Below are 19,595 nucleotides of genomic sequence, written 5' to 3'. Positions count from 1 at the left end.
TTGTTAATTTTGTTACATGCAAATTATATCAACAGAAAACCGCTGTGTCAAGCTATTTACCTGTCTTTTTCATTGACATACAACGACAGTACCTCTAACTTTTCCTCTTATAAATTTGTTTTTTACTTCTTCTCTTAATCATTTTGTAATATATTGCCGAAAATATTCCTTCCATATTTTAGTCAGTCAGATGCCCCCGGTCCGATACCCGGTCATAACCGAATATCTGTTTCACAGTCAATACGCTGTTGCTCCGGATAAAAAATTTAACGATAAAATACTAAATAACGGTTGACAATCTCCTTTTTATATATTATATTCTAATTACAGTAATCGTTACTGTTATTGTTTCTGAGAATCGTTATTATTTACGAGAAAGGAGGATTCCCCTTGGCAGCTCTAAAATACAGCAGACAGCGAGAATCCATCAAACATTTCCTTGCGGAAACAAAAGAGCATCCGACTGCTGATGCTGTATATCTGCATGTGAAGAAACAATTTCCCAATATAAGCCTGGGCACAGTATACAGAAACCTGAATCTTCTGACAGATCTGGGAGAAGCGGTCAAAATTTCAACGCCCTATGGCGGCGACCGATTTGATGGATGTATCGAACCGCACAATCACTTTCTCTGTACGAAGTGTGGACGGTTACTGGATCTGGATCTCGATATGAAAAGTATTGAAGAAGTAAACCGCCTGGCAGCGGAAAACTTTGGCGGGAAAATCGAATCCAGTACAACCTTATTCTATGGTGAATGCAGCGACTGCATTAAAAAGTCATAACAATAAAACACTATTTCAAAGAAAAGGAGACAGAAAATTATGAAAAAATGGGTTTGTACAGTATGTGGTTATGTTTATGAAGGAGAAGCAGCTCCGGCTGAATGTCCGGTATGTCATGCACCGGCTGAGAAATTCCAGGAGCAGTCAGGAGAGATGACATGGGCAGCTGAGCACGTTGTAGGTGTTGCTCAGGGCGTAAGCGAGGACATTCTTGCTGATCTGAGAGCTAATTTCGAAGGCGAGTGCTCTGAAGTTGGTATGTACCTTGCAATGGCAAGAGTCGCTCACAGAGAAGGATATCCGGAAATCGGCCTGTACTGGGAGAAAGCTGCATACGAAGAGGCTGAGCACGCTGCTAAATTTGCTGAGCTGCTTGGCGAAGTTGTTACAGACAGCACAAAGAAGAACCTGGAGATGCGCGTAGAAGCTGAAAACGGAGCTACAGCCGGTAAATTCGATCTGGCTAAACGTGCGAAAGCCGCTAATCTGGATGCAATCCATGACACAGTTCATGAGATGGCAAGAGACGAAGCACGTCACGGAAAAGCATTCGCAGGACTTCTGAAGAGATACTTCGGAGAGTAATATCCGGAATTATACAACAACCGGCAGATAAAGGAAACCATTTATAACAAGGCAGTCTTTTAGAACTGAATACAGTTGTTAAAAGACTGCCTCTTTTTATATGTATGGAGGTATGTTATGTCTAAATATGCAGGAACAAAAACAGAAAAGAACTTAATGGAAGCTTTTTCCGGCGAGTCACAGGCCCGCAATAAGTATACTTATTACGCATCCGCCGCGAGAAAAGCTGGATTTGTGCAGATGGCCAATATCTTTGAAGAGACCGCAAGCCAGGAAAAAGAGCATGCAAAAATGTGGTTCAAAGAATTCCACGGAATCGGAACAGTAGAGGAAAATCTTGCCGATGCCGCTGCAGGTGAAAATTACGAATGGACAGATATGTATAAACGTATGGCTGAAGAAGCAGAAGAGGAAGGCTTTACCGAACTTGCCGCTAAATTCCGCGGCGTAGCCCAGGTAGAGGCTGCTCATGAGAAACGCTATCAGAAGCTGCTTGATCATTACCGCGAAGGAAAAACTTTCAAGGACGAAGCTCCTCTTGGCTGGAAATGCAACAACTGCGGATATATTTATGAAGGCGATGAGGCTCCGGAAATCTGCCCGGTATGCGCACATCCAAAGGCCTATTTTGAAAGAAAGGCCGAGAATTACTAATAACAGCTGATTTTTCAAACCCGGAGGAATGCTCATTATTTATGGATATGTTTCTCCGGGTTTTTCTGCGTAAGTCTGCCCCTCTATTAACAAAAGCTTCTCTAGGTGCTTCAGCTGTTTAATCTCCCACTCCCGGCGCATGGCCTCCTCTTTAGTGGCAAACTGTTCGTAGTAGGCAAGAACAACCGGACGCCGTGACTTTGTATATTTCGCGCCGTTCCCGGCGTTGTGATCTTTAATTCGTTTTTCCAGATTATTTGTCCAGCCGGTATACAGAGAGCCGTCCCGGCAGCGGACAATATATGTATAATTCATAAAAATTTCCTCTTTTTCTTTGGATACAGAAACTTTGCCTCTTTCCTCTTCTATATTACTCTATTTTTCAAATAAATTCCACGCCCCTTTACCGTTTAAAAATTCGAATTGTCGGGGATACTGCTGACTGGATGTGCGCAGAAAACAGCGGGATACCGCCGATTGGATGCGACTTTTGGAAATGAGGGATGTGTGCTTTTGGTGACTTTGGAGCAGATATTAGAAAAACAGAAAACCTGGCGGCAGGCGTTAAAATTTACAGCAGAATTGTCTGAGCGAATGCGAGTTTTCTGCTGTAAATTTTGCTCTTAGCCTGTCGTCAGGTTTTTTAGTTTTTCTTTATCTGCGGAACGGAAACAAAAGCACACATCCCTCATTTCCAGATCCGATTATCCAATCTCCTGGTATCCAGGTGTTTTCGGAGGCCTCTCCACTCACAGCTCTCCGACAAATCCGGATTCTTACTCCATATAGTTCGTCGGATCGACCGGCTCCCCGTCTTTAAGGACTTCAAAGTACAGGTTCGGCCCCTCCACGCTGTAGTACTTTGTCGGCTCACTCAGGTATCCGACAGTTTCCCCGGTTCCTACATAATCTCCTGCTGAAACGGGTACTTCTTTAAGCTGGCCGTATACTGCCGTGTAACCATTTCCCATGTCCAGAGTTACTGTTGTCCCTGTCTGCGCAGTCTGTTCAATGTTGGTAACAATTCCTGCCGCTGATGCTCCGATAGTTTCTCCGACTTCTCCACCTACTATCAGCGCAGGATTGTATTTATACTGCTCTAATGTCTGGAAAAACACTGTCTGATCCATACTGTAACTCATTATAACAGCGCCGCTTGCCGGCCATTCAAGAATACTGTCCTCGCTGAACCAGACGCCTGATGTATTGTCTCCGGTAACTGCCGTCTCATCTGTATTAGTGTCGCTTTCCTCTGTCTGTACTTCTGCCGGCGTTTCTGTCTCACTCTCGTCTTCCTGCACTGCATCTTTTTCTTCCGGCAGTACAATATCATCCGCAGTAGTTTCTTCTGATTCTTTGGCCAGCTCTTCTGCCTGTTGTTCTGCTTTCGCCACCTGCTCGTCTATCTGCTTCTGATAATTATTAAATGTATATGCTCCGGCTATTGCTATGACCGCAACAAAGCAGATTACGATTCCAACTGCGATGGCCTTTCCTTTTAATAAGGACGGCTTTTCATTTCTATTCATAATCATCACCTCTGACTATATCTTTGCCAGAAAGATGATGTCTTATTCTTTCAAATAAAATTAAATCAAATCTGATTCCTGGACATCATTTTTCAGAGTGGCGCCTTCAAAGAAAAAACTCAATATTTCTTCGTAACTTTTTCCCTCTTTTGCCATTTCATTTGCCGTCCACAGACTCATACCCATCCCGTGCCCTCTTCCTGTAGTAGTAACAATCAATTTATTATCTCCGGCGCTCAGGGAAAAATCACTCGACGGAAGAGATAACGCATCCCTGAACTGATCTCCGGTACAGACTGTTGTTCCTATTCGCAGTTCCTGAACATAACCGGCAGAATCCCGTGAACGGATTTCAAAGTCCTCAAAAGAATACCCTTTCCGCGCCTCCTCCTCTCCTGCAGCAGCTACAAGGAAATCCCTGCAGCATTCCTGAATTTCATCATAACTGAATGAAAACATCCCGATCTCATCATCAGCCTCTTTATCAAGAGGACATTCTTTCACTGCTAAATAAGGATACTCCTGACTGTTCAGCACTTCTTCCGCACTTCTTGTCATTCCGCTGCTGGACTGATGAAAAGGCAGCCAGGGGTATGCATCCTGATACCAGAGTACAATATTATCCGTCTCTTCCACTGCACGAATGCAGCGTTCATATTGCTTCTGTGCTTCTGCCGCTCCCCACTTTTCCTCCATTTCTTCTCTGGTCAGATAACCGGAATCCAGTGTTTTATCTTCGCCTCCGCTCAGCTCCCGATAAATATTGGTTCTTATCAGGACAGCCTGGGCCTTCATCGCTTCTGTTCCACTGTCCTTCTGCATTTCCGCCGCAAGCATTCCGGCCAGATACTCCGTCCATCCGATTTCCACAGTCTGTACATTTCCTTCTGCGTCTGCTGTATTTACCCGTACGAAAGAATTTTCCTGGCTCCTGGAGGCCTCTGTATCCGTTCCATTCACAAACACAGAGACAACATAAGGCAGCAGAATAAGAATAATAAGGAATGCTGCTGCAGATTTCAGCTTTTGTTTCATATAATACCGTCTCATAAAAAACAGTCCTCCATATTTTAGTATATGAAGGACTGTCTGACAGCAGAACATATAGTATATGCAGGAGCATATACTCCTGCATATTGTTTCACTTATTGAACATTATTATCCGGATTCTGCGGCTGCTCATCAGAACAATTTTCCCCTGTCTCCTGCCGAGAATACGGCTGCGGATTCTCTCCCGCGTCCTGGTACGAATACTGCTGAGAGGACGTCTCTGCTTCCTGCTGCGCATAGTACTGCTGCTGCGGGGGCGTCACAGTTTCCTGCTGCGTATAGTACTGCTGCTGCGGAGGCATTCCGTTTCCCTGCTGCGCATAATACTGCGCGGAATTCATTCCTGCTTCCTGTTGGAAATTATCTGCAGGATTTACCGGTGAAACCGGCGGCGTCATTCTCTGCGGCGGCACAGGCGGCTCCATTCCGGGCATAAAATCTTTGTTGCGAAGAACAAAGGTACAGATCGCCTCGTAAAGGGGAACCAGAGAAGACAGCACCGCATGCACGATCGCCATGTTTCCCGCAGTAAATCTGCCGTAAATCTGTTTGTTGATCAGAATACGAAGAACCTGGTAGACAGCGCTGTATAAAACTGCGACAACAATCCAGATAATAAGGAAGAATATCATCCCCATAATCGTGCCTGTGCTAAGTCCGCCATATCCGCTTGATGACCGGTAATCCATCATCATTCCCATTCCGCTGACTAGGAAAAACAGCATATAAAATATCCAGAAAATCACACCGGATATAATCGGCACGACCAGATTCCATACCCCGGGATTTTTTATTTTCTTTGTTTTCAGAGAAATCTCTCCCGCCAGCTCGCCCTGCATATATTCTCTTGCGAACGGAATGAAAGCAAGCCACGGAATCGAATACCCGATCCTTTTCCCTATCGTATATAAGCCGATTGAGTGAAGGATATAAGCGGCCAGTGCGAAAACACCGATCAGCACCAGAACGATCAGACAGATCGATAAAACTGCTATCGCCGTATTTTCCGCTGAATCATATGAATAATGGTAATACGTGTGCATTGCAAACGCCTCCTTTTACGCTTCCTGTCCGGAAGGAACTTCTACCTTATCCAGTTTCCAGATATCTCTTACATACTCCTCGATGGTTCTGTCTGAGGAGAATTTTCCGCTGCATGCAGTCTGCAGCATAGCCATTCTGGACCATCTCTGCTGGTCTCTGTAAGCCTCTTCCACTCTCCTCTGCGCATCTGCGTAAGAGCGGAAATCTTTCAGAATGAAGTACATATCCGGCTTATCTGTGCTCTGCGTATTCAGCAGTGAGTTGTACAAATTCTTATACATATTGTGGTCGCCATGAGAATAAGTACCGTCCATAAGCTGATCTACAACACGCTTCAGTTCCCAGTCGTTGAAGTAGATTTCCTGCGGATTATAGCCGCCGTTATTCTCATAATTGATAACTTCCTGTGAACTCAGTCCGAAGATAAATGCATTCTCTTCTCCGACTTCCTGAACAATCTCCACGTTGGCTCCGTCCATTGTTCCCAGCGTAGGCGCGCCGTTGAGCATGAACTTCATGTTTCCTGTACCGGAAGCCTCCTTGGACGCTGTGGAAATCTGCTCGCTGACATCCGCCGCGGCAAAAATTATTTCTGCGTTGGATACCCGGTAGTCCTCAATGAAGACAACTTTCAGCTTGCCGTTGATACTTCTGTCATTATTGACAACATCTGCCACGGAGTTGATCAGCTTGATCGTCTCTTTCGCGCGGAGATAACCGGCTGCCGCCTTCGCGCCGAAGATAAATGTTCTCGGATAGAAGGATATTTCCGGATGTTCCTTGATCTTATTGTACAGGTACATAATATGCAGTATATTCAGGAACTGGCGTTTATATTCGTGGAGACGTTTTACCTGCACGTCAAAAATGGAGCGCGGGTCCACGTCAATGCCGTTGTGTTCTTTAATGTATTTAGCGAGACGCACTTTATTCTGGTATTTGATCTGCATAAATTCACGTCTTGCGTCCTCATCTTCCACATATGGTCTGAGCTTTGCGATCTGAGACAGGTCTGTGATCCAGCTGTCGCCGATCTTATCTGTAATCCAGTCTGCAAGCAGCGGATTGCCGTGAGCCAGAAATCTTCTCTGGGTAATGCCATTTGTCTTGTTGTTGAATTTCTCAGGCATCATTTCATAGAAATCTTTCAGCTCCTGGTTCTCCAGAATCTCTGTATGGAGTTTTGCCACGCCGTTTACGGAAAATCCCGCGATAATAGCCATATTCGCCATGCGGACCTGACCATCCATAAGGATCGCCATCTTCTTCACCTTCTGCTCGTTACCCGGATACATTTCACGGACTCTGATCAGGAAGCGGCGGTCGATCTCCTGTACGATCTGATAAATACGCGGAAGAAGTCTGGAGAACAGGTCGATAGGCCATTTCTCAAGGGCCTCCGCCATAATTGTATGGTTTGTATAAGCACATGTCTTCGTTGTAACATCCCATGCTTCTTCCCAGTTTAAGCCCTCTTCATCGATGAGAAGTCTCATCAGTTCCGGAACAGCAACTGTCGGATGCGTGTCGTTCATCTGAATTACTACTTTTTCATAGAGCTTACGCACATCGCTGTGTTTCTTTTTGTACTTTGCAATCAGCGCCTGAAGGCTTGCTGAAATAAAGAAATACTGCTGTTTCAGACGAAGTTCTTTTCCGGAATAGTGATTGTCATTCGGATAGAGAACATCAACGATCAGTTTTGCCAGATTTTCCTGTTCAACAGCTTTGTGATAATTTCCTCTGTCAAACTCATCAAGCTTGAAGTCCGTAATAGCCTTCGCGTCCCATACACGCAGCGTGTTGACTACATGGTTACCGTATCCTACGATAGGCATATCGTAGGGAATAGCCATAACAGATTCATAGTTTTCCTGGATGAATTTATCCTTGCCTGTTACAGGATCTTTTTCAAAACGGATATTTCCGCCGAAACGTACTTCCTTCGCATACTCTTCCCTGCGGAGCTCAAAGGGGTTGCCCTCTTTGAGCCAGTTGTCCGGCACCTCGACCTGGTAGCCGTCCCGGATCTCCTGTTTGAACATACCGTAACGGTAGCGGATACCGCAGCCGTACGCCGGATAGTTCAGAGTAGCAAGGGAATCAAGAAAACATGCCGCCAGTCTTCCCAAACCTCCGTTTCCAAGAGCCGCGTCCGGCTCCTGATCCTCTACGACATTCAGGTCAATGCCCATCTCGTCCAGTGCTTCTTTCACATCTTTATACACGGTCATGTTAATCAGGTTGTTCCCCAGAGCCCGGCCCATGAGAAATTCCATTGACATATAGTAAACTGTCTTCGCGTCTGCTTTATCATATGCCTTCTGTGTAGCAAACCAGTCGTCAAAAATGACATCTTTTACCGCATAGGACACAGCCTGAAATACCTGCTGCGGGTTTGCTTCCTCGATAGTTTTTCTGTATAAAGTCCTGATATTGTCCTTTACCGTCTGCTTAAATGTTTCTTTTTCAAATCTTTTGCTGAACATTGTACTATCTTCCTTCCTTTTCAACACCCATTGTAACCGCTTCACCGTTGATCTTCCACTCCTTCACATAGCCTGCTGGCTGAGCTTTTACAACCTCGTCGGCCAGAACTTCGCCGGCGATTTCCGTGCTGTTCTTTTCAAAAACGGCTTCTGCCTTTTCACTTCCATCATAAGTTACGCGGATTCTGTCCATAACTTCAAAGTCTGCTTCTTTTCTCATGGTCTGGATCTTGCTGATGATCTCACGGACAAAGCCTTCCTCCAGAAGTTCCGGTGTCAGATTGGTGTCGAGAACTACCGTAATTCCGTTGTCATTCTCAGACACATAGCCTTCTACCTGGGCCGTGTCAATCAGAAGGTCTTCTTTAAAAAGCGTCACTTCCTGTCCGTTTACATCCAGCTTCAGAGCGCCGGACGCATTGATCTCATCCATCGCGGCGTTGCCGTCCACGCTGTCAAGAGCAGCTTTTATGCCACCTAACAGTTTACCATATTTCGGGCCTACAGTCTTTAACTGGGGTTTAAAACTGTATGAAGTAAATTCTCTTACATCTTCCGTAAATTTAACATTCTTCACATTCAGTTCATCTGCTACGATTTCCTGATAGAATTCCGGAAGCTCAAATCCGGCTTTTACAAACATCTGACCGATAGGCTGGCGGTTCTTTATGTTGGACGCGTTTCTGCAGGCACGTCCCATAACAACCAGCTTGAGCACGTTATCCATATTCTGCTCCAGCTCCGGATCGATCTGCTCCTCTTTTACTTCAGGGAAGAGGCACAGATGGATGCTTTCCGGCGCGTCTTTGTCAATGCTGCAGACAAGATTCTGATAGATCTCCTCTGTCATAAACGGAATCATGGGCGCTGCCGCCTTGGAAACAGTAACCAGTGCGGTGTACAGAGTCATGTATGCATTGATCTTATCCTGCTCCATTCCCTTTGCCCAGAAACGTTCGCGGCTGCGTCTTACATACCAGTTGCTCATGTCATCTACGAACTCCTGGAGAGCACGTGCTGCTTCAGGAATACGGTAATTTTCAAGATGATTGTCCACTGCTTTTATCATGGTGTTCATTTTAGACAGCAGCCATTTATCCATAACGGAAAGTTTGTCATATTCCAGTGTATATTTTGTAGCGTCAAAGTTGTCAATATTCGCGTACAGAACAAAAAATGCATATGTGTTCCACAGCGTTCCCATGAACTTTCTCTGTCCTTCGGTTACAGCTTTGCCATGGAAACGGTTGGGCAGCCAGGGCGCGCTGTTGATGTAGAAGTACCAGCGGATCGCGTCCGCGCCGTATTTCTCCAGCGCGTCAAAGGGATCCACTGCATTTCCTTTGGACTTGCTCATTTTCTGGCCGTTTTCATCCTGAACATGGCCCAGAACAATAACATTTTTATAAGGCGCCTTGTTGAAAATCAGCGTAGAGATCGCCAGCAGGGAATAGAACCATCCTCGTGTCTGGTCAACCGCCTCGGAGATAAAGTCCGCCGGGAACTGTTCTTCAAATAATTCCTGATTTTCAAACGGATAATGATGCTGCGCAAAAGGCATGGAACCGCTGTCGAACCAGCAGTCGATTACTTCCGGCACACGATGCATCTCTTTGCCGCACTTCGGACACCTGATGGTCACCGCGTCGATATACGGACGGTGCAGCTCAATATCGTCCGGACAGTTATCGGACATCTCCTTCAGTTCTGCGATGCTGCCGATGGAATGCATGTGTCCGCACTCGCACTCCCAGATATTCAGCGGTGTACCCCAGTAGCGGTTACGGCTGATGCCCCAGTCCTGAACATTCTCGATCCAGTCTCCGAAACGGCCTTTTCCGATACTCTCCGGAATCCAGTTGATCGTGTTATTGTTCGCGATCAGGTCGTCCCTTACCGCTGTCATCTTGATGAACCAGGATTCACGCGCATAGTAAATAAGCGGCGTGTCGCATCTCCAGCAGTGCGGATAGCTGTGTTCAAACTTCGGCGCGTCGAAAAGCAGTCCTCTGCTGTCCAGATCCTTCAGCACTTCCGGATCTGCTTTCTTTACAAACAGTCCTGCAAACGGCGTGGACTCCGCCATGTTTCCTTTTTCATCTACAAGCTGTACGAACGGAAGACCGTATTTTCTTCCTACATTCGCATCATCTTCACCGAATGCCGGCGCAATGTGAACAACACCGGTACCGTCTGTCAGTGTAACATATGTGTCGCAGGTCACATAAAACGCTTTCTTGTTCTGCTTCGCAGCCGCATCTGCCGCGCACTGATAAAGAGGCTCATATTCCTTGCCCTCAAGATCGGTTCCCTTGTATGTCTCAAGGATCTCATATGCAGGCTTTCCTTCTTCACCCAGCTTTCCAAGCACGGTATCAAGAAGCGCGCATGCCATATAGTAAATATATCCGTCTGCTGCCTTTACCTTTGCGTAATCTTCATTCGGATTTACACAGAGAGCCAGGTTGGAAGGCAGCGTCCACGGTGTGGTGGTCCATGCCAGGATATAGGCGTCTTCGTCTTTTACCTTAAATCTCACAACCGCGGAACGCTCTTTTACATCTTTGTAGCCCTGAGCTACTTCCTGGGCGGACAGCGGCGTACCGCAGCGCGGGCAGTAAGGAACGATCTTAAATCCTTTATAGAGCAGGCCTTTATCCCAGATCTGCTTTAAAGCCCACCACTCAGACTCAATAAATGTATTGTGGTAAGTTACATAAGGGTGTTCCATGTCAGCCCAGAAGCCGACAGTGGAAGAGAAATCCTCCCACATTCCCTTGTACTTCCATACGCTCTCCTTACATTTGTCAATAAACGGCTCCAGACCGTACTCCTCAATCTGATCCTTTCCGTCCAGGCCGAGAGCCTTCTCAACTTCCAGCTCTACCGGCAGGCCGTGGGTATCCCAGCCCGCTTTTCTGGGAACCATATAACCTTTCATTGTACGGTATCTGGGGATCATATCCTTGATAACACGGGTCAGGACATGACCAATGTGGGGTTTTCCGTTTGCAGTCGGAGGGCCGTCGTAGAAAATATATTCCGGACATCCCTCACGCTCTTCGATACTCTTCTCGAAGATGTGGTTCTCCTCCCAGAACTTCTCCACTTCCTTCTCCCTGCCGACAAAATTCATATCTGTTGGGACTTTCTTATACATGTTCATTTTCCTTTCTTTCGCCGGCCCGCCGGTATCCTGTGTCCATTGCGGGCGCAATTTTTTTGGAATGAAACAGAGCTTTTCATCAAACCCGAAAGATCCGGGACCGCCTTCCGACTGCAGGTCCTGTCCCGGCAAGATCTTTTTCTTTCAGCACAGAGATGCTCCGGCCTGGATGAGCCGGGCGGACGGGGATGTCCGTTAAGGACCGTAGAAAAACGCCGGCACTTGGGCTGCGTACTTTGCAGCCCTATGTACCGCTGCGTTTCTCTCCGAGCGAAAGCGTGTCCGCAAGGGACATCCCCGTCCGCCCGGCGCCTTTCAAACGGTCCTTCTCCTGTCTGAAAGAAAAAAGCTTCCGTCCTGTAATAGGACGAAAGCTGTCTCTCGTTTTTACCACCTGTTACAACATACTCAGGCACACGCACCTTTCATATGCGTCCCCATAACGCGGGGACTTACGTCAGCCCTTACTCTGTATGTATTTCAGGGACTGCAGCTCGGGAGTGATCTTCGATAATCTGCTACTGATACCGGGCTTCCACCAATCCCGGCTCGCTGTGACGTTCATCAGATCTCTACTCTCTCCGTTATCACTTTTTCCTTTGAAATTCAATACAGAGTTATTATAAAAAGAAACCTGCAGTTAGTCAAGATTTTTTCTCCATTATAATTTATAACCCTTCATCAGCCGGGCTGTTCGTAAGAAAAATCCATGCTCGTGTTTTTCCAAAAGTGCCGGTCTGCGGACGAACTTTACTATAACAGATATCTCGCTAAAATCTCATCATATTCACCGCTCGCCTTTATATTTGCCAGGCCTTTATTAAACATATCCAGAAGCTCCTGATTTTTTTCTTCCATTATTCCCATACCATAAGGAGCCGGCTCACTCTCCATACCGTCAGGAATCCGAAGCGCCAGGTTCTCATCCCTGACAGAAGCCTGAATAACCGCTTTATCTTCCACGCACGCCGCGCTGTTGCCAAGGAGAACGTCCTGATACATTGTAGGAGAATCTTCGTATACGATTATAGTAAAGTCATATTTTTCTTTCAGGCTGTCTGCAAATTTCTCCCCTGCCGTACCGTTTTTCACTGCTACTATTTTGCCGTTCAAATCGTCAAAAGAAGAAACCGCACTGTCCTTCGGCACAACAAATGTCTGAGTACTCTCATAGTAGCCGTCTGAAAAGATCCACCCGTTATCGATTCTCTCCTGACTGATTGTGGCGCCTGCCATAACCGCGTCAGCCTGCCCGGACTGAACCGCCGTTACTGCTGTATCCCAGCCAAGGCTTTGAAATTCATATTCAAAACCCTGATCTTCGGCAATAGCCTCAATAATATCTACATCTATGCCGACAAATTCACCATTTTCATCTGTATATTCAAAAGGTCTGAAGGCCGTGTCTGTTGCAATTACCCATATTTTTTCATCAGGCGAACTGTTTCCGCCAAAGCTGCTGACGCTGATATCAGATGATTCGCATCCTGCTGTTATAACGGCAGTCATTGCGGCGCACAGCAGCAATGCAACCTTTCTTTTCATAAATATTATCCTCTCCTTCTGCCTGTATACCGTCTCCGCTTGCCGCCTCTTCCGCGCATTTCTTTTATCTGCTGTCTTCTTCTCCGCATCCTGCGCTGTTTTCGGCGGCGCCGAATCCGCACCAGAATCAGGGTCAGGATAACGGCCAGAATAACACATGCCGCCCCTGCGCAAAGAAGTACTTTTCCCCACATGGGAATTCCTCCGTTTTCCCGAACATCATCACCGGCTTCTGACGCTCCGCTGATCTGAAGCCGGGTAGTATATCCGGTAGCTGACTCAATATATTCCGGAGTGAGTGTAACATCCGTACTGCCCACATTCTGATTCTGATAAAAATATGTGACTCTGCCGGTTCCTTCTTTTTCATCCTGAACGGTAATCTCCATCTCCAGATCTTTATATTCTACCCCCGGAGGCAGTACCACATATGCTTCAGGATCCGTGAATTCCTCAATCTGTTTTGGCTTTTCTTCTTTCATCAGGCTGATCTTCGAAAAATTACCGTAGGTATAATCAAACATTGCCCGGGTATCTACATATGCATCAGTTCCGTAATCATACAGAACAACTGCGGCAAGACGCATCTGTCCGTTATCCGCCATTGTAACAAGTGTAGTCCCCGCATCATCTGTATAACCGGTTTTCCCTCCGATACAATATTCATAATAATTGCTGTTTCCCTCCCAGAGCATTTTGTGATGCTGCTGAAATGTCCGGTTCTCGTCTACCAGATTGGTGGCTCCAATCGTATAATTCATGGTCTGCATAATGCCCAGAAGTTCCTGATGCTTAGATACTTCCGAGGCGATCAGCGCCATGTCATGGGCCGTTGTATAGTGATTTTCATTGTGCAGGCCATTAGCGTTTGTCCAGTGGGAACCTGTGCACCCGAGTTCCGTGGATCTCTCATTCATTTTATCAATAAATGTGGTATAGCCGCCGCCCAGTTTGCCGCCTACATTTTCTGCTATTGCATAAGCCACCTCATTTGCCGAAGCAAGCAGCAGCGCATGCAGCGCATCTTTCATATTTATAATCTCTCCCGGCCGCATTCCTATATGGGCATCGTCATACTGGAGAAAAGAAATACTGTCATCTGTAAATAAGACTTCATCTGTAAAATCGGAATTCTCCACCGCCACCAGCGCTGTCAGCAGTTTAGTTATACTGGCCGGATAAAGTTTTTCGTCTGCGTTCTTTGCATATAATATGGCTCCGCTGTCCATATCCATAATAACAGCAGCTTTTGCGTAAACCTTCGGACCCGCCGGCCATCCTGTCAGACTGTCCGTATCTGCCGGTGTCTCGTAAGATTGTTTCTTAAGTTTCTCTGCGTCATTCTCATCTGCATATACCGCTGCGGGGAGTCCAAGCACAATTACTGTCATCAGTATCACTGCCAGAACAGATTTCTGCAACTTTCTCATTCCGGTTTTAACCTCCGTATATCAAACATGCCCATTCAGAGCTTTATTTATTATAGACTCACAACACAGAAGTTGCAAGAAACAAAGCGGTTTCTGCAAAAATTTGAATTTGTGAGGGAAATAACTTCAGCCGGATTTTAATCAATCCGGCTGAACTCTATCTCCGCTCCCTCTGCTTCTATAGAGAAGCAGAACCGATCAGGATAATATCTTGTAGTAAACACGTACTGTCCGTCATTGATGAATACTTCCACGGAAGATACATCGGTCAGAATCCGGACATTTTCCACAGATTCGATCTGCGCGTACCGAAGTCCCCGCCCGGCAGAAACCGAATTCCGGTTCTGATCTGTAAAGCGCATCTCGAACCGGCCTTCCCGGTACTCCAGGATCAGCTCTTCCGCCAGCACCGCCCGGAAATGATTTTTCCGGATACCGCTGATATAAGCCTGATACGCCGGGCATGCATCCTGTTCATAACGGCTTGCAGTCTTTTCTTCCGGCGTAAGGTGTTCCTGCAGTTCCCGCGCCGGACGCTGGCACACCTGTCCGTCCCGGACGAAGATCTCCCGTGGAAAAGTAAAGCAGTGCTGCCATCCCTCGTCCAGCGTCCGGTTCGTGTATTCCTCACAGTCCGGCATTCCCATCCATCCGATCTGGATCCGTCTGCCGTCCTCTGTCTCAAAGCTCTGAGGCGCATAATAGTCAAACCCGTAATCCCAAAGCCGGTATCCGGACAGACTGTATTTATCCAGAATGTCCCCTTCCACGGCAAACCAGCCTGACTGGTATACGTTCCGGCTGTCCCATATGCCACCTGTCAGCCCCTGGACAGAAGCCGACAGAATCTTCTCTCCATCCACTGTAAAATAATCCGGGCACTCCCACATATATCCGAAGGCTTCCTCTGTCTCAACCCGTCCGCAGTACGTCCAGTTTCTTTTATCCTCAGACCGGAAAAGTATGGCCGTTCCCGCATCATTCTTCGTGCGTGCCCCCTGTATCATATAGTAGGATCCATTCTCTTTCCAGACTTTCGGATCCCGGACATGACATGTCAGATCAGAAGGATAATCACTGTTCCGCATCAGTTCTTCCTTTCTTCCGAAATGCTTTCCGTCTCTGCTGACTACAAGGCAGGTATTTGCTTCCCGGCCGGTATTGATATAGTCAAAATTTTCTCCGTCCAGCTTTACATTCCCCGTATAATACAGGTACATAACGCCGTCTTCAATCAGGGCGGCCCCGGAATATACCCCATGACAGTCAAAGGGCTGATCCGGATACATGCTGACTCCTTCATATTTCCATTCAACCATATCTTCGCTTGTACAGTGTCCCCACATTTTCACGCCGCCTTCCGCATTAAAAGGAGAATACTGAAAAAAGGCGTGATAAACTCCGCCGTACCGGCAGAGTCCGTTGGGGTCATTGAGCCACCCCACCGGCGGCATAAGGTGAAATTTCTGCCGGAATCTTCCGTCCGATACCGCGTTTCTTTCCGCGGCTTCTGTCAGATTCATCAGATCTTTTGTCAATGCATTCATACTCTGTCTCCTGTTGCATATCTGAAAATCACCGCCCGGCAGAACTTCCGCGCCGCCGGGCCGGGTGTTATACTTTTTCTATTTCTTCAGCTTCAGAATCGGCTGATCCCTTCCCGTCTCTCCGGGAGCGGCCTTTTCAACCGTGCTGAACTGATCTGCGTTGGTCAGGATAACCATTGTCGTAGCCGGATATCCCGCTGCTCTGATCTGGTCCAGATCCGCTTCGATAAGCACGTCCCCGGCGTGGATTTTATCGCCGTCGGATACTTTCTTTGTAAATCCTTTTCCATCCAGCTTCACTGTGTCGATTCCCACATGAATCAGCAGCTCCGCTCCGGATTCTGTCGTGAGGCAGACAGCATGGCCCGTGTCAAATATATTCATTACTTCACCGCTGCAGGGCGAGGTGATTTTTCCATCCGAAGGCTCTACCGCGACAGTAGTTCCCAGAAGTTCTGACGCGAAAGTCTCATCACTTACCTGATCTGTCGGAACTACGGTTCCTGCCACAGGACTTGTGATGGTTTCTTCCGTAAGTTCTTCTGCTGAAGATGTTCCTTTCGTTGTCTCCGGCGTTTCTGCCGGATTTCCGGATGTTTCCAGTGCCGGAGCCTCTGTTCCCGCGCCGGCGGCCGCCTCCGGTTTCTTCTGATCTTTATAAAGGACAAATGATATGGCAAATGCAACTGTCACGGCAATTACCATTTCGATCAGGTACTGAACCGGCTGATCCAGGCAGAGCAGGATTCCGAAGATACCGGTCACGCCGGTTCCCCTGGCTCCCAGATGCACAATCGAAGCATAGAGGGCTCCGCAGCCTCCGCCGATACATCCCGCGATAAACGGCTTGAAGAATCTCAGATTCACACCGAAGATTGCCGGCTCTGTAATTCCCATGAACGCGCTCAGGGAAGACGGCAGAGCAAGGGATTTCACTTTTTTATCTTTTGATTTCACTGCTACCGCAAGAGCGGCCGCTCCCTGTGCCACATTTGCCGCGCTTGCCAGCGGGAGCCAGTATGTAACGCCGTACTCAGCCAGCTGTCCGATATCAATGGCCGTATACATCTGGTGGATACCGGTAACAACCGTAGGCGCGTACAGACCGCCCATGACAAGACTTCCCAGTCCGAGGGGCAGCGTTAAGAGCCACTGGATGCCGTACAGAACAGCATTTTCCGCCCAGACAAACACCGGACCAATCACTGCCAGGGTAAGATATCCTGTCACAAATACGCTGACCAGAGGAGTTACGAACAGATCCAGCACCTCCGGAACAATTTTGTGCAGCCGTTTTTCAATAAACGCCAGCAGCCACACAGCAATTACAACCGGGATAACATGGCCCTGATATCCGACCATATCAATCTCGTAAAGTCCGAAGAACACCGGCTGCTTCAGATGCACGCCTTCTGTTGCGACTGTATAAGCGTTCTGCAGCGCCGGGTTAATCATAATCATACCGATAACCGCGCCCAGATACGGGTTTGCCCCGAATGCCTTTGCCGCGGAAAAGGCGATCAGGATCTGCAGGAATGTATATGCCGTGTTGCTGAACAGATTGGCGAATACATAGATCGAACTGCTGGTATCCATGGAAATAAATCCGTTATTGATCATGAAATCCAGAGAGTTCATAATTCCCATCAGGAAACCGCTGGCAACGATCGCCGGGATAATGGGCACGAAAATATCTCCCAGCAGTTTGATGGCCCGCATAAATATATTCTGCTTCTGAGCCGCCGCCTCCTTGGCCTCTGCCTTGGAGCTGGCTGTAATGCCTGCAATGGCTATAAACTGGTCAAACACCTTGTTTACAGTTCCAGTGCCCAGAATAATCTGGAGCTGGCCGGAGGCCTCGAACACACCTTTTACCCCTTCCACATTTTCCAGCGCTTCTTTGTCTGCTTTGCTGTTGTCGGCAATAACAAGACGAAGCCGGGTTGCGCAGTGCGCTGCCGAGACAATGTTTTTGCTTCCGCCCACAAGATTCAGAATCTCCCGGGCTGTCTTCTGGTAATCCATCCTCATTCTCCTTCCCTTATATATGAAATCGTTTTCATATTATTTCTGTAAAAATAATATGAAAAAAAATGCCATTTGTAAAGATGGCATTTTTACTGATATTTCATGTTTATAATTGTAAATAGTGCACGAAAACGATTTCACATATATCTTCTCACTTGCAGAGGATCTACAGACATTCGGATCATCCGGCCAATTTTCATTCTGCCTGCTGCCCGCCGCTCCAGCCCGGGGCTTCCACAAACTGAAATCCCAGTTTCATCTCCACCGGAATCCGTTCTTCCTTCTCCACTACATCCAGAAGCAGCTCCGCCCCCTTGATTCCGCTTGTTTTGTATGCAAAATGAACCGTCGGAATTCCGCCCGTAACCGCCTTTAAAAACTGGTTGTCGCCGAATCCGGTCACCTTTACCGGTGAGTTGCCGAAACGATACCTCTTTGACCCATCCGTATCACTTTCTTTCTCCGGCCCGTTCTCTTTCCTGTAGTCCAGAATGGCTTCCATGGCCCCGGCCGCGATGGTATCTGTGGCGCAGGATATGATAACGATATCATCTTTTTTCTTCAGCAGATCCATAGCCGCCTCATACCCGGCCTCCATGCGGAACCGGGAAACCCGCCGGTATTCTTCCTCCAGTTCCTGCCCTTCTGCCTTCAGGCCGGCACAGAAGCCGTCCTCTCTTGCGGCGCCTGCCGCCTTGTCTTCCCGGGTAACACCGATATAAGCCGCTCTGCCCTCCGGATAAAGGGCCAGCGCCCGGCCCACCGCTCTGCCCATAGCCTTTCCCGCGCCGTAGTCGTCGTGGTAGACGCAGTTGGCCAGTCTGGTGTACTGTCCGATTACAACTACAGGAACTCTGGATTCCTTCAGAAATTTTCTGTGCTGAGCGGTAATCATGGTACCGATGAGGATAATCCCGTCAACCGGATAATTTTCAAAGATTTTCATGTACATCACTTCTTTGTCCGCCTGGTTGTCCGTGCTGGCAAGAAGCATGTGATAGCCCCGCTCCGAAAGGACCTGGCCTACGCCTTCTGTAACCCGGCTGATGGACTCGGAATTGATCTTCGGAACCACCACGCCCACGAGACAGGCCTTCTTAGTCCGGAGCGTCCGGGCCTGCATGGACGGCTGATATCCGGTTTCCTGAATAACTTTTTTAATCCGCTCCTTCTTCTCGCCGCTGACATATCCTCCGTTCAGATATCTGGATACCGCGGCGTTTGATACACCGGCAAGCTGTGCGATTTCTCTGATTGTCATCTTTTCTGCTCCTTACACGAATCCATTCAGATATATTTTCCCAGATCAGCCATTACATCCGCCATGGTGATAGCCTTCAGTTCCCGCTCCATCGCTTCCTGCACCCGGAGCAGCTTATCGTCCAGAATATTGTGGATATTCCTTCCTACCGGACAGTCCGGATTGGGATTCTCATGAAAATGAAACAGCGTGTTCTCCTCTATGCACTCCACGGCACGGTATATGTCCAGAAATGTAATCTCTTCCAGCGGCTTTATGACCGCCGCGCCCCCGGTCCCGCGCTTCACTTCGATCAGTCCCGTATCCTTTAACTGGGACAGGATCCGGCGGATAATAACCGGATTCACATTAATACTGGCAGCAAGAAAATCACTGGTAATCTTATATTCTTCTTTGAATGTCTCCATACAGGTCAGCATATGGACGGCAATCGTAAATCTGCTTGAGATCTGCATAACACACTCTGCTCCTTTCTCCTGAG

16 protein-coding genes are annotated in these 19,595 nt (G+C 47.6%); 4 read left to right on the top strand and 12 right to left on the bottom strand.

Translation table 11 applies throughout. The features are described 5' to 3' along the window. Nucleotides 1–390 precede the first annotated feature (390 nt). From AC0QUU_RS02825 to rbr, 3 genes are all read left to right on the top strand, one after another. Nucleotides 391–786, top strand: coding sequence for a Fur family transcriptional regulator (locus AC0QUU_RS02825; protein WP_474544497.1), 396 nt, complete (start codon nt 391–393; stop codon nt 784–786). 39 nt (nt 787–825) lie between these two features. Beyond that, on the top strand, nt 826–1,371 hold the full coding sequence (locus tag AC0QUU_RS02820; RefSeq protein ID WP_474544496.1) for an NADH peroxidase: 546 nt from the start codon (nt 826–828) through the stop codon (nt 1,369–1,371). Nucleotides 1,372–1,488: 117 nt separating this feature from the next. Then, nucleotides 1,489–2,025 (top strand): rubrerythrin, encoded by a 537-nt coding sequence (rbr, locus tag AC0QUU_RS02815; protein ID WP_474544495.1) that lies wholly within the window; start codon nt 1,489–1,491, stop codon nt 2,023–2,025. A gap of 39 nt (nt 2,026–2,064) precedes the next feature. On the opposite strand, the gene AC0QUU_RS02810 is transcribed toward rbr, so the two are convergent. The 6 genes from AC0QUU_RS02810 to ileS form a co-directional block, all read right to left on the bottom strand. Beyond that, nucleotides 2,065–2,340: a GIY-YIG nuclease family protein gene (locus AC0QUU_RS02810; RefSeq protein ID WP_474544494.1), complete on the bottom strand. Its 276-nt coding sequence runs from the start codon at nt 2,338–2,340 to the stop codon at nt 2,065–2,067. Nucleotides 2,341–2,801: 461 nt separating this feature from the next. Continuing rightward, nucleotides 2,802–3,554, bottom strand: a complete 753-nt coding sequence (locus AC0QUU_RS02805) for a peptidoglycan DD-metalloendopeptidase family protein (RefSeq protein ID WP_474544493.1) — start codon at nt 3,552–3,554, stop codon at nt 2,802–2,804. Nucleotides 3,555–3,614: 60 nt separating this feature from the next. After that, entirely contained in the window at nt 3,615–4,604 is a 990-nt protein-coding gene (locus tag AC0QUU_RS02800; protein WP_474544492.1) for a SpoIID/LytB domain-containing protein, read from the bottom strand. Between the two features lie 95 nt (nt 4,605–4,699). Continuing rightward, on the bottom strand, nt 4,700–5,647 hold the full coding sequence (locus AC0QUU_RS02795; RefSeq protein ID WP_474544491.1) for a hypothetical protein: 948 nt from the start codon (nt 5,645–5,647) through the stop codon (nt 4,700–4,702). A gap of 15 nt (nt 5,648–5,662) precedes the next feature. Beyond that, nucleotides 5,663–8,137, bottom strand: coding sequence for a glycogen/starch/alpha-glucan phosphorylase (locus AC0QUU_RS02790; RefSeq protein WP_474544490.1), 2,475 nt, complete (start codon nt 8,135–8,137; stop codon nt 5,663–5,665). A 4-nt stretch (nt 8,138–8,141) separates the two neighbouring features. Then, nucleotides 8,142–11,297: an isoleucine--tRNA ligase gene (gene ileS, locus AC0QUU_RS02785; protein ID WP_474544489.1), complete on the bottom strand. Its 3,156-nt coding sequence runs from the start codon at nt 11,295–11,297 to the stop codon at nt 8,142–8,144. Between the two features lie 67 nt (nt 11,298–11,364). Here ileS and AC0QUU_RS02780 point away from each other — a divergent pair, with 67 nt between their 5' ends. Beyond that, entirely contained in the window at nt 11,365–11,502 is a 138-nt protein-coding gene (locus AC0QUU_RS02780; RefSeq protein ID WP_474544488.1) for a hypothetical protein, read from the top strand. Nucleotides 11,503–12,056: 554 nt separating this feature from the next. On the opposite strand, the gene AC0QUU_RS02775 is transcribed toward AC0QUU_RS02780, so the two are convergent. The 6 genes from AC0QUU_RS02775 to AC0QUU_RS02750 all read right to left on the bottom strand — a co-directional run bounded on the left by AC0QUU_RS02775 (nt 12,057) and on the right by AC0QUU_RS02750 (nt 19,569). Further along, nucleotides 12,057–12,848, bottom strand: a complete 792-nt coding sequence (locus AC0QUU_RS02775) for a transporter substrate-binding domain-containing protein (protein ID WP_474544487.1) — start codon at nt 12,846–12,848, stop codon at nt 12,057–12,059. A 5-nt stretch (nt 12,849–12,853) separates the two neighbouring features. After that, on the bottom strand, nt 12,854–14,278 hold the full coding sequence (locus AC0QUU_RS02770; protein ID WP_474544486.1) for a D-alanyl-D-alanine carboxypeptidase family protein: 1,425 nt from the start codon (nt 14,276–14,278) through the stop codon (nt 12,854–12,856). A 137-nt stretch (nt 14,279–14,415) separates the two neighbouring features. Next, the gene (locus AC0QUU_RS02765; protein ID WP_474544485.1) at nt 14,416–15,825 is read right to left on the bottom strand and encodes a glycoside hydrolase family 32 protein; all 1,410 of its coding nucleotides are present in this window, start codon (nt 15,823–15,825) and stop codon (nt 14,416–14,418) included. 78 nt (nt 15,826–15,903) lie between these two features. Next, nucleotides 15,904–17,850: a PTS sucrose transporter subunit IIABC gene (locus tag AC0QUU_RS02760; RefSeq protein WP_474544483.1), complete on the bottom strand. Its 1,947-nt coding sequence runs from the start codon at nt 17,848–17,850 to the stop codon at nt 15,904–15,906. A gap of 199 nt (nt 17,851–18,049) precedes the next feature. Beyond that, nucleotides 18,050–19,114 carry a LacI family DNA-binding transcriptional regulator gene (locus AC0QUU_RS02755; protein WP_474544482.1) on the bottom strand — a complete coding sequence of 355 codons (1,065 nt, stop codon included), beginning with the start codon at nt 19,112–19,114 and terminating at the stop codon, nt 18,050–18,052. Between the two features lie 26 nt (nt 19,115–19,140). After that, nucleotides 19,141–19,569: an Rrf2 family transcriptional regulator gene (locus tag AC0QUU_RS02750; RefSeq protein WP_474544481.1), complete on the bottom strand. Its 429-nt coding sequence runs from the start codon at nt 19,567–19,569 to the stop codon at nt 19,141–19,143. Nucleotides 19,570–19,595 lie beyond the last annotated feature (26 nt).

Source organism: Mediterraneibacter sp. HA8405, from assembly GCF_056148955.1.
Note: the sequence above shows the minus strand (reverse complement) of the source record. Positions and strands in the feature narration are given on the sequence as shown.

Coding starts and splice junctions, on each gene's coding strand:
- AC0QUU_RS02820 (WP_474544496.1), top strand. CDS start 826: ATGAAAAAATGGGTTTGTACAGTATGTGGTTATGTTTATGAAGGAGAA.
- rbr (WP_474544495.1), top strand. CDS start 1,489: ATGTCTAAATATGCAGGAACAAAAACAGAAAAGAACTTAATGGAAGCT.
- AC0QUU_RS02810 (WP_474544494.1), bottom strand. CDS start 2,340: ATGAATTATACATATATTGTCCGCTGCCGGGACGGCTCTCTGTATACC.
- AC0QUU_RS02805 (WP_474544493.1), bottom strand. CDS start 3,554: ATGAATAGAAATGAAAAGCCGTCCTTATTAAAAGGAAAGGCCATCGCA.
- AC0QUU_RS02800 (WP_474544492.1), bottom strand. CDS start 4,604: ATGAGACGGTATTATATGAAACAAAAGCTGAAATCTGCAGCAGCATTC.
- AC0QUU_RS02795 (WP_474544491.1), bottom strand. CDS start 5,647: ATGCACACGTATTACCATTATTCATATGATTCAGCGGAAAATACGGCG.
- AC0QUU_RS02790 (WP_474544490.1), bottom strand. CDS start 8,137: ATGTTCAGCAAAAGATTTGAAAAAGAAACATTTAAGCAGACGGTAAAG.
- ileS (WP_474544489.1), bottom strand. CDS start 11,297: ATGTATAAGAAAGTCCCAACAGATATGAATTTTGTCGGCAGGGAGAAG.
- AC0QUU_RS02780 (WP_474544488.1), top strand. CDS start 11,365: ATGAAACAGAGCTTTTCATCAAACCCGAAAGATCCGGGACCGCCTTCC.
- AC0QUU_RS02775 (WP_474544487.1), bottom strand. CDS start 12,848: ATGAAAAGAAAGGTTGCATTGCTGCTGTGCGCCGCAATGACTGCCGTT.
- AC0QUU_RS02770 (WP_474544486.1), bottom strand. CDS start 14,278: ATGAGAAAGTTGCAGAAATCTGTTCTGGCAGTGATACTGATGACAGTA.
- AC0QUU_RS02765 (WP_474544485.1), bottom strand. CDS start 15,825: ATGAATGCATTGACAAAAGATCTGATGAATCTGACAGAAGCCGCGGAA.
- AC0QUU_RS02760 (WP_474544483.1), bottom strand. CDS start 17,850: ATGGATTACCAGAAGACAGCCCGGGAGATTCTGAATCTTGTGGGCGGA.
- AC0QUU_RS02755 (WP_474544482.1), bottom strand. CDS start 19,114: ATGACAATCAGAGAAATCGCACAGCTTGCCGGTGTATCAAACGCCGCG.
- AC0QUU_RS02750 (WP_474544481.1), bottom strand. CDS start 19,569: ATGCAGATCTCAAGCAGATTTACGATTGCCGTCCATATGCTGACCTGT.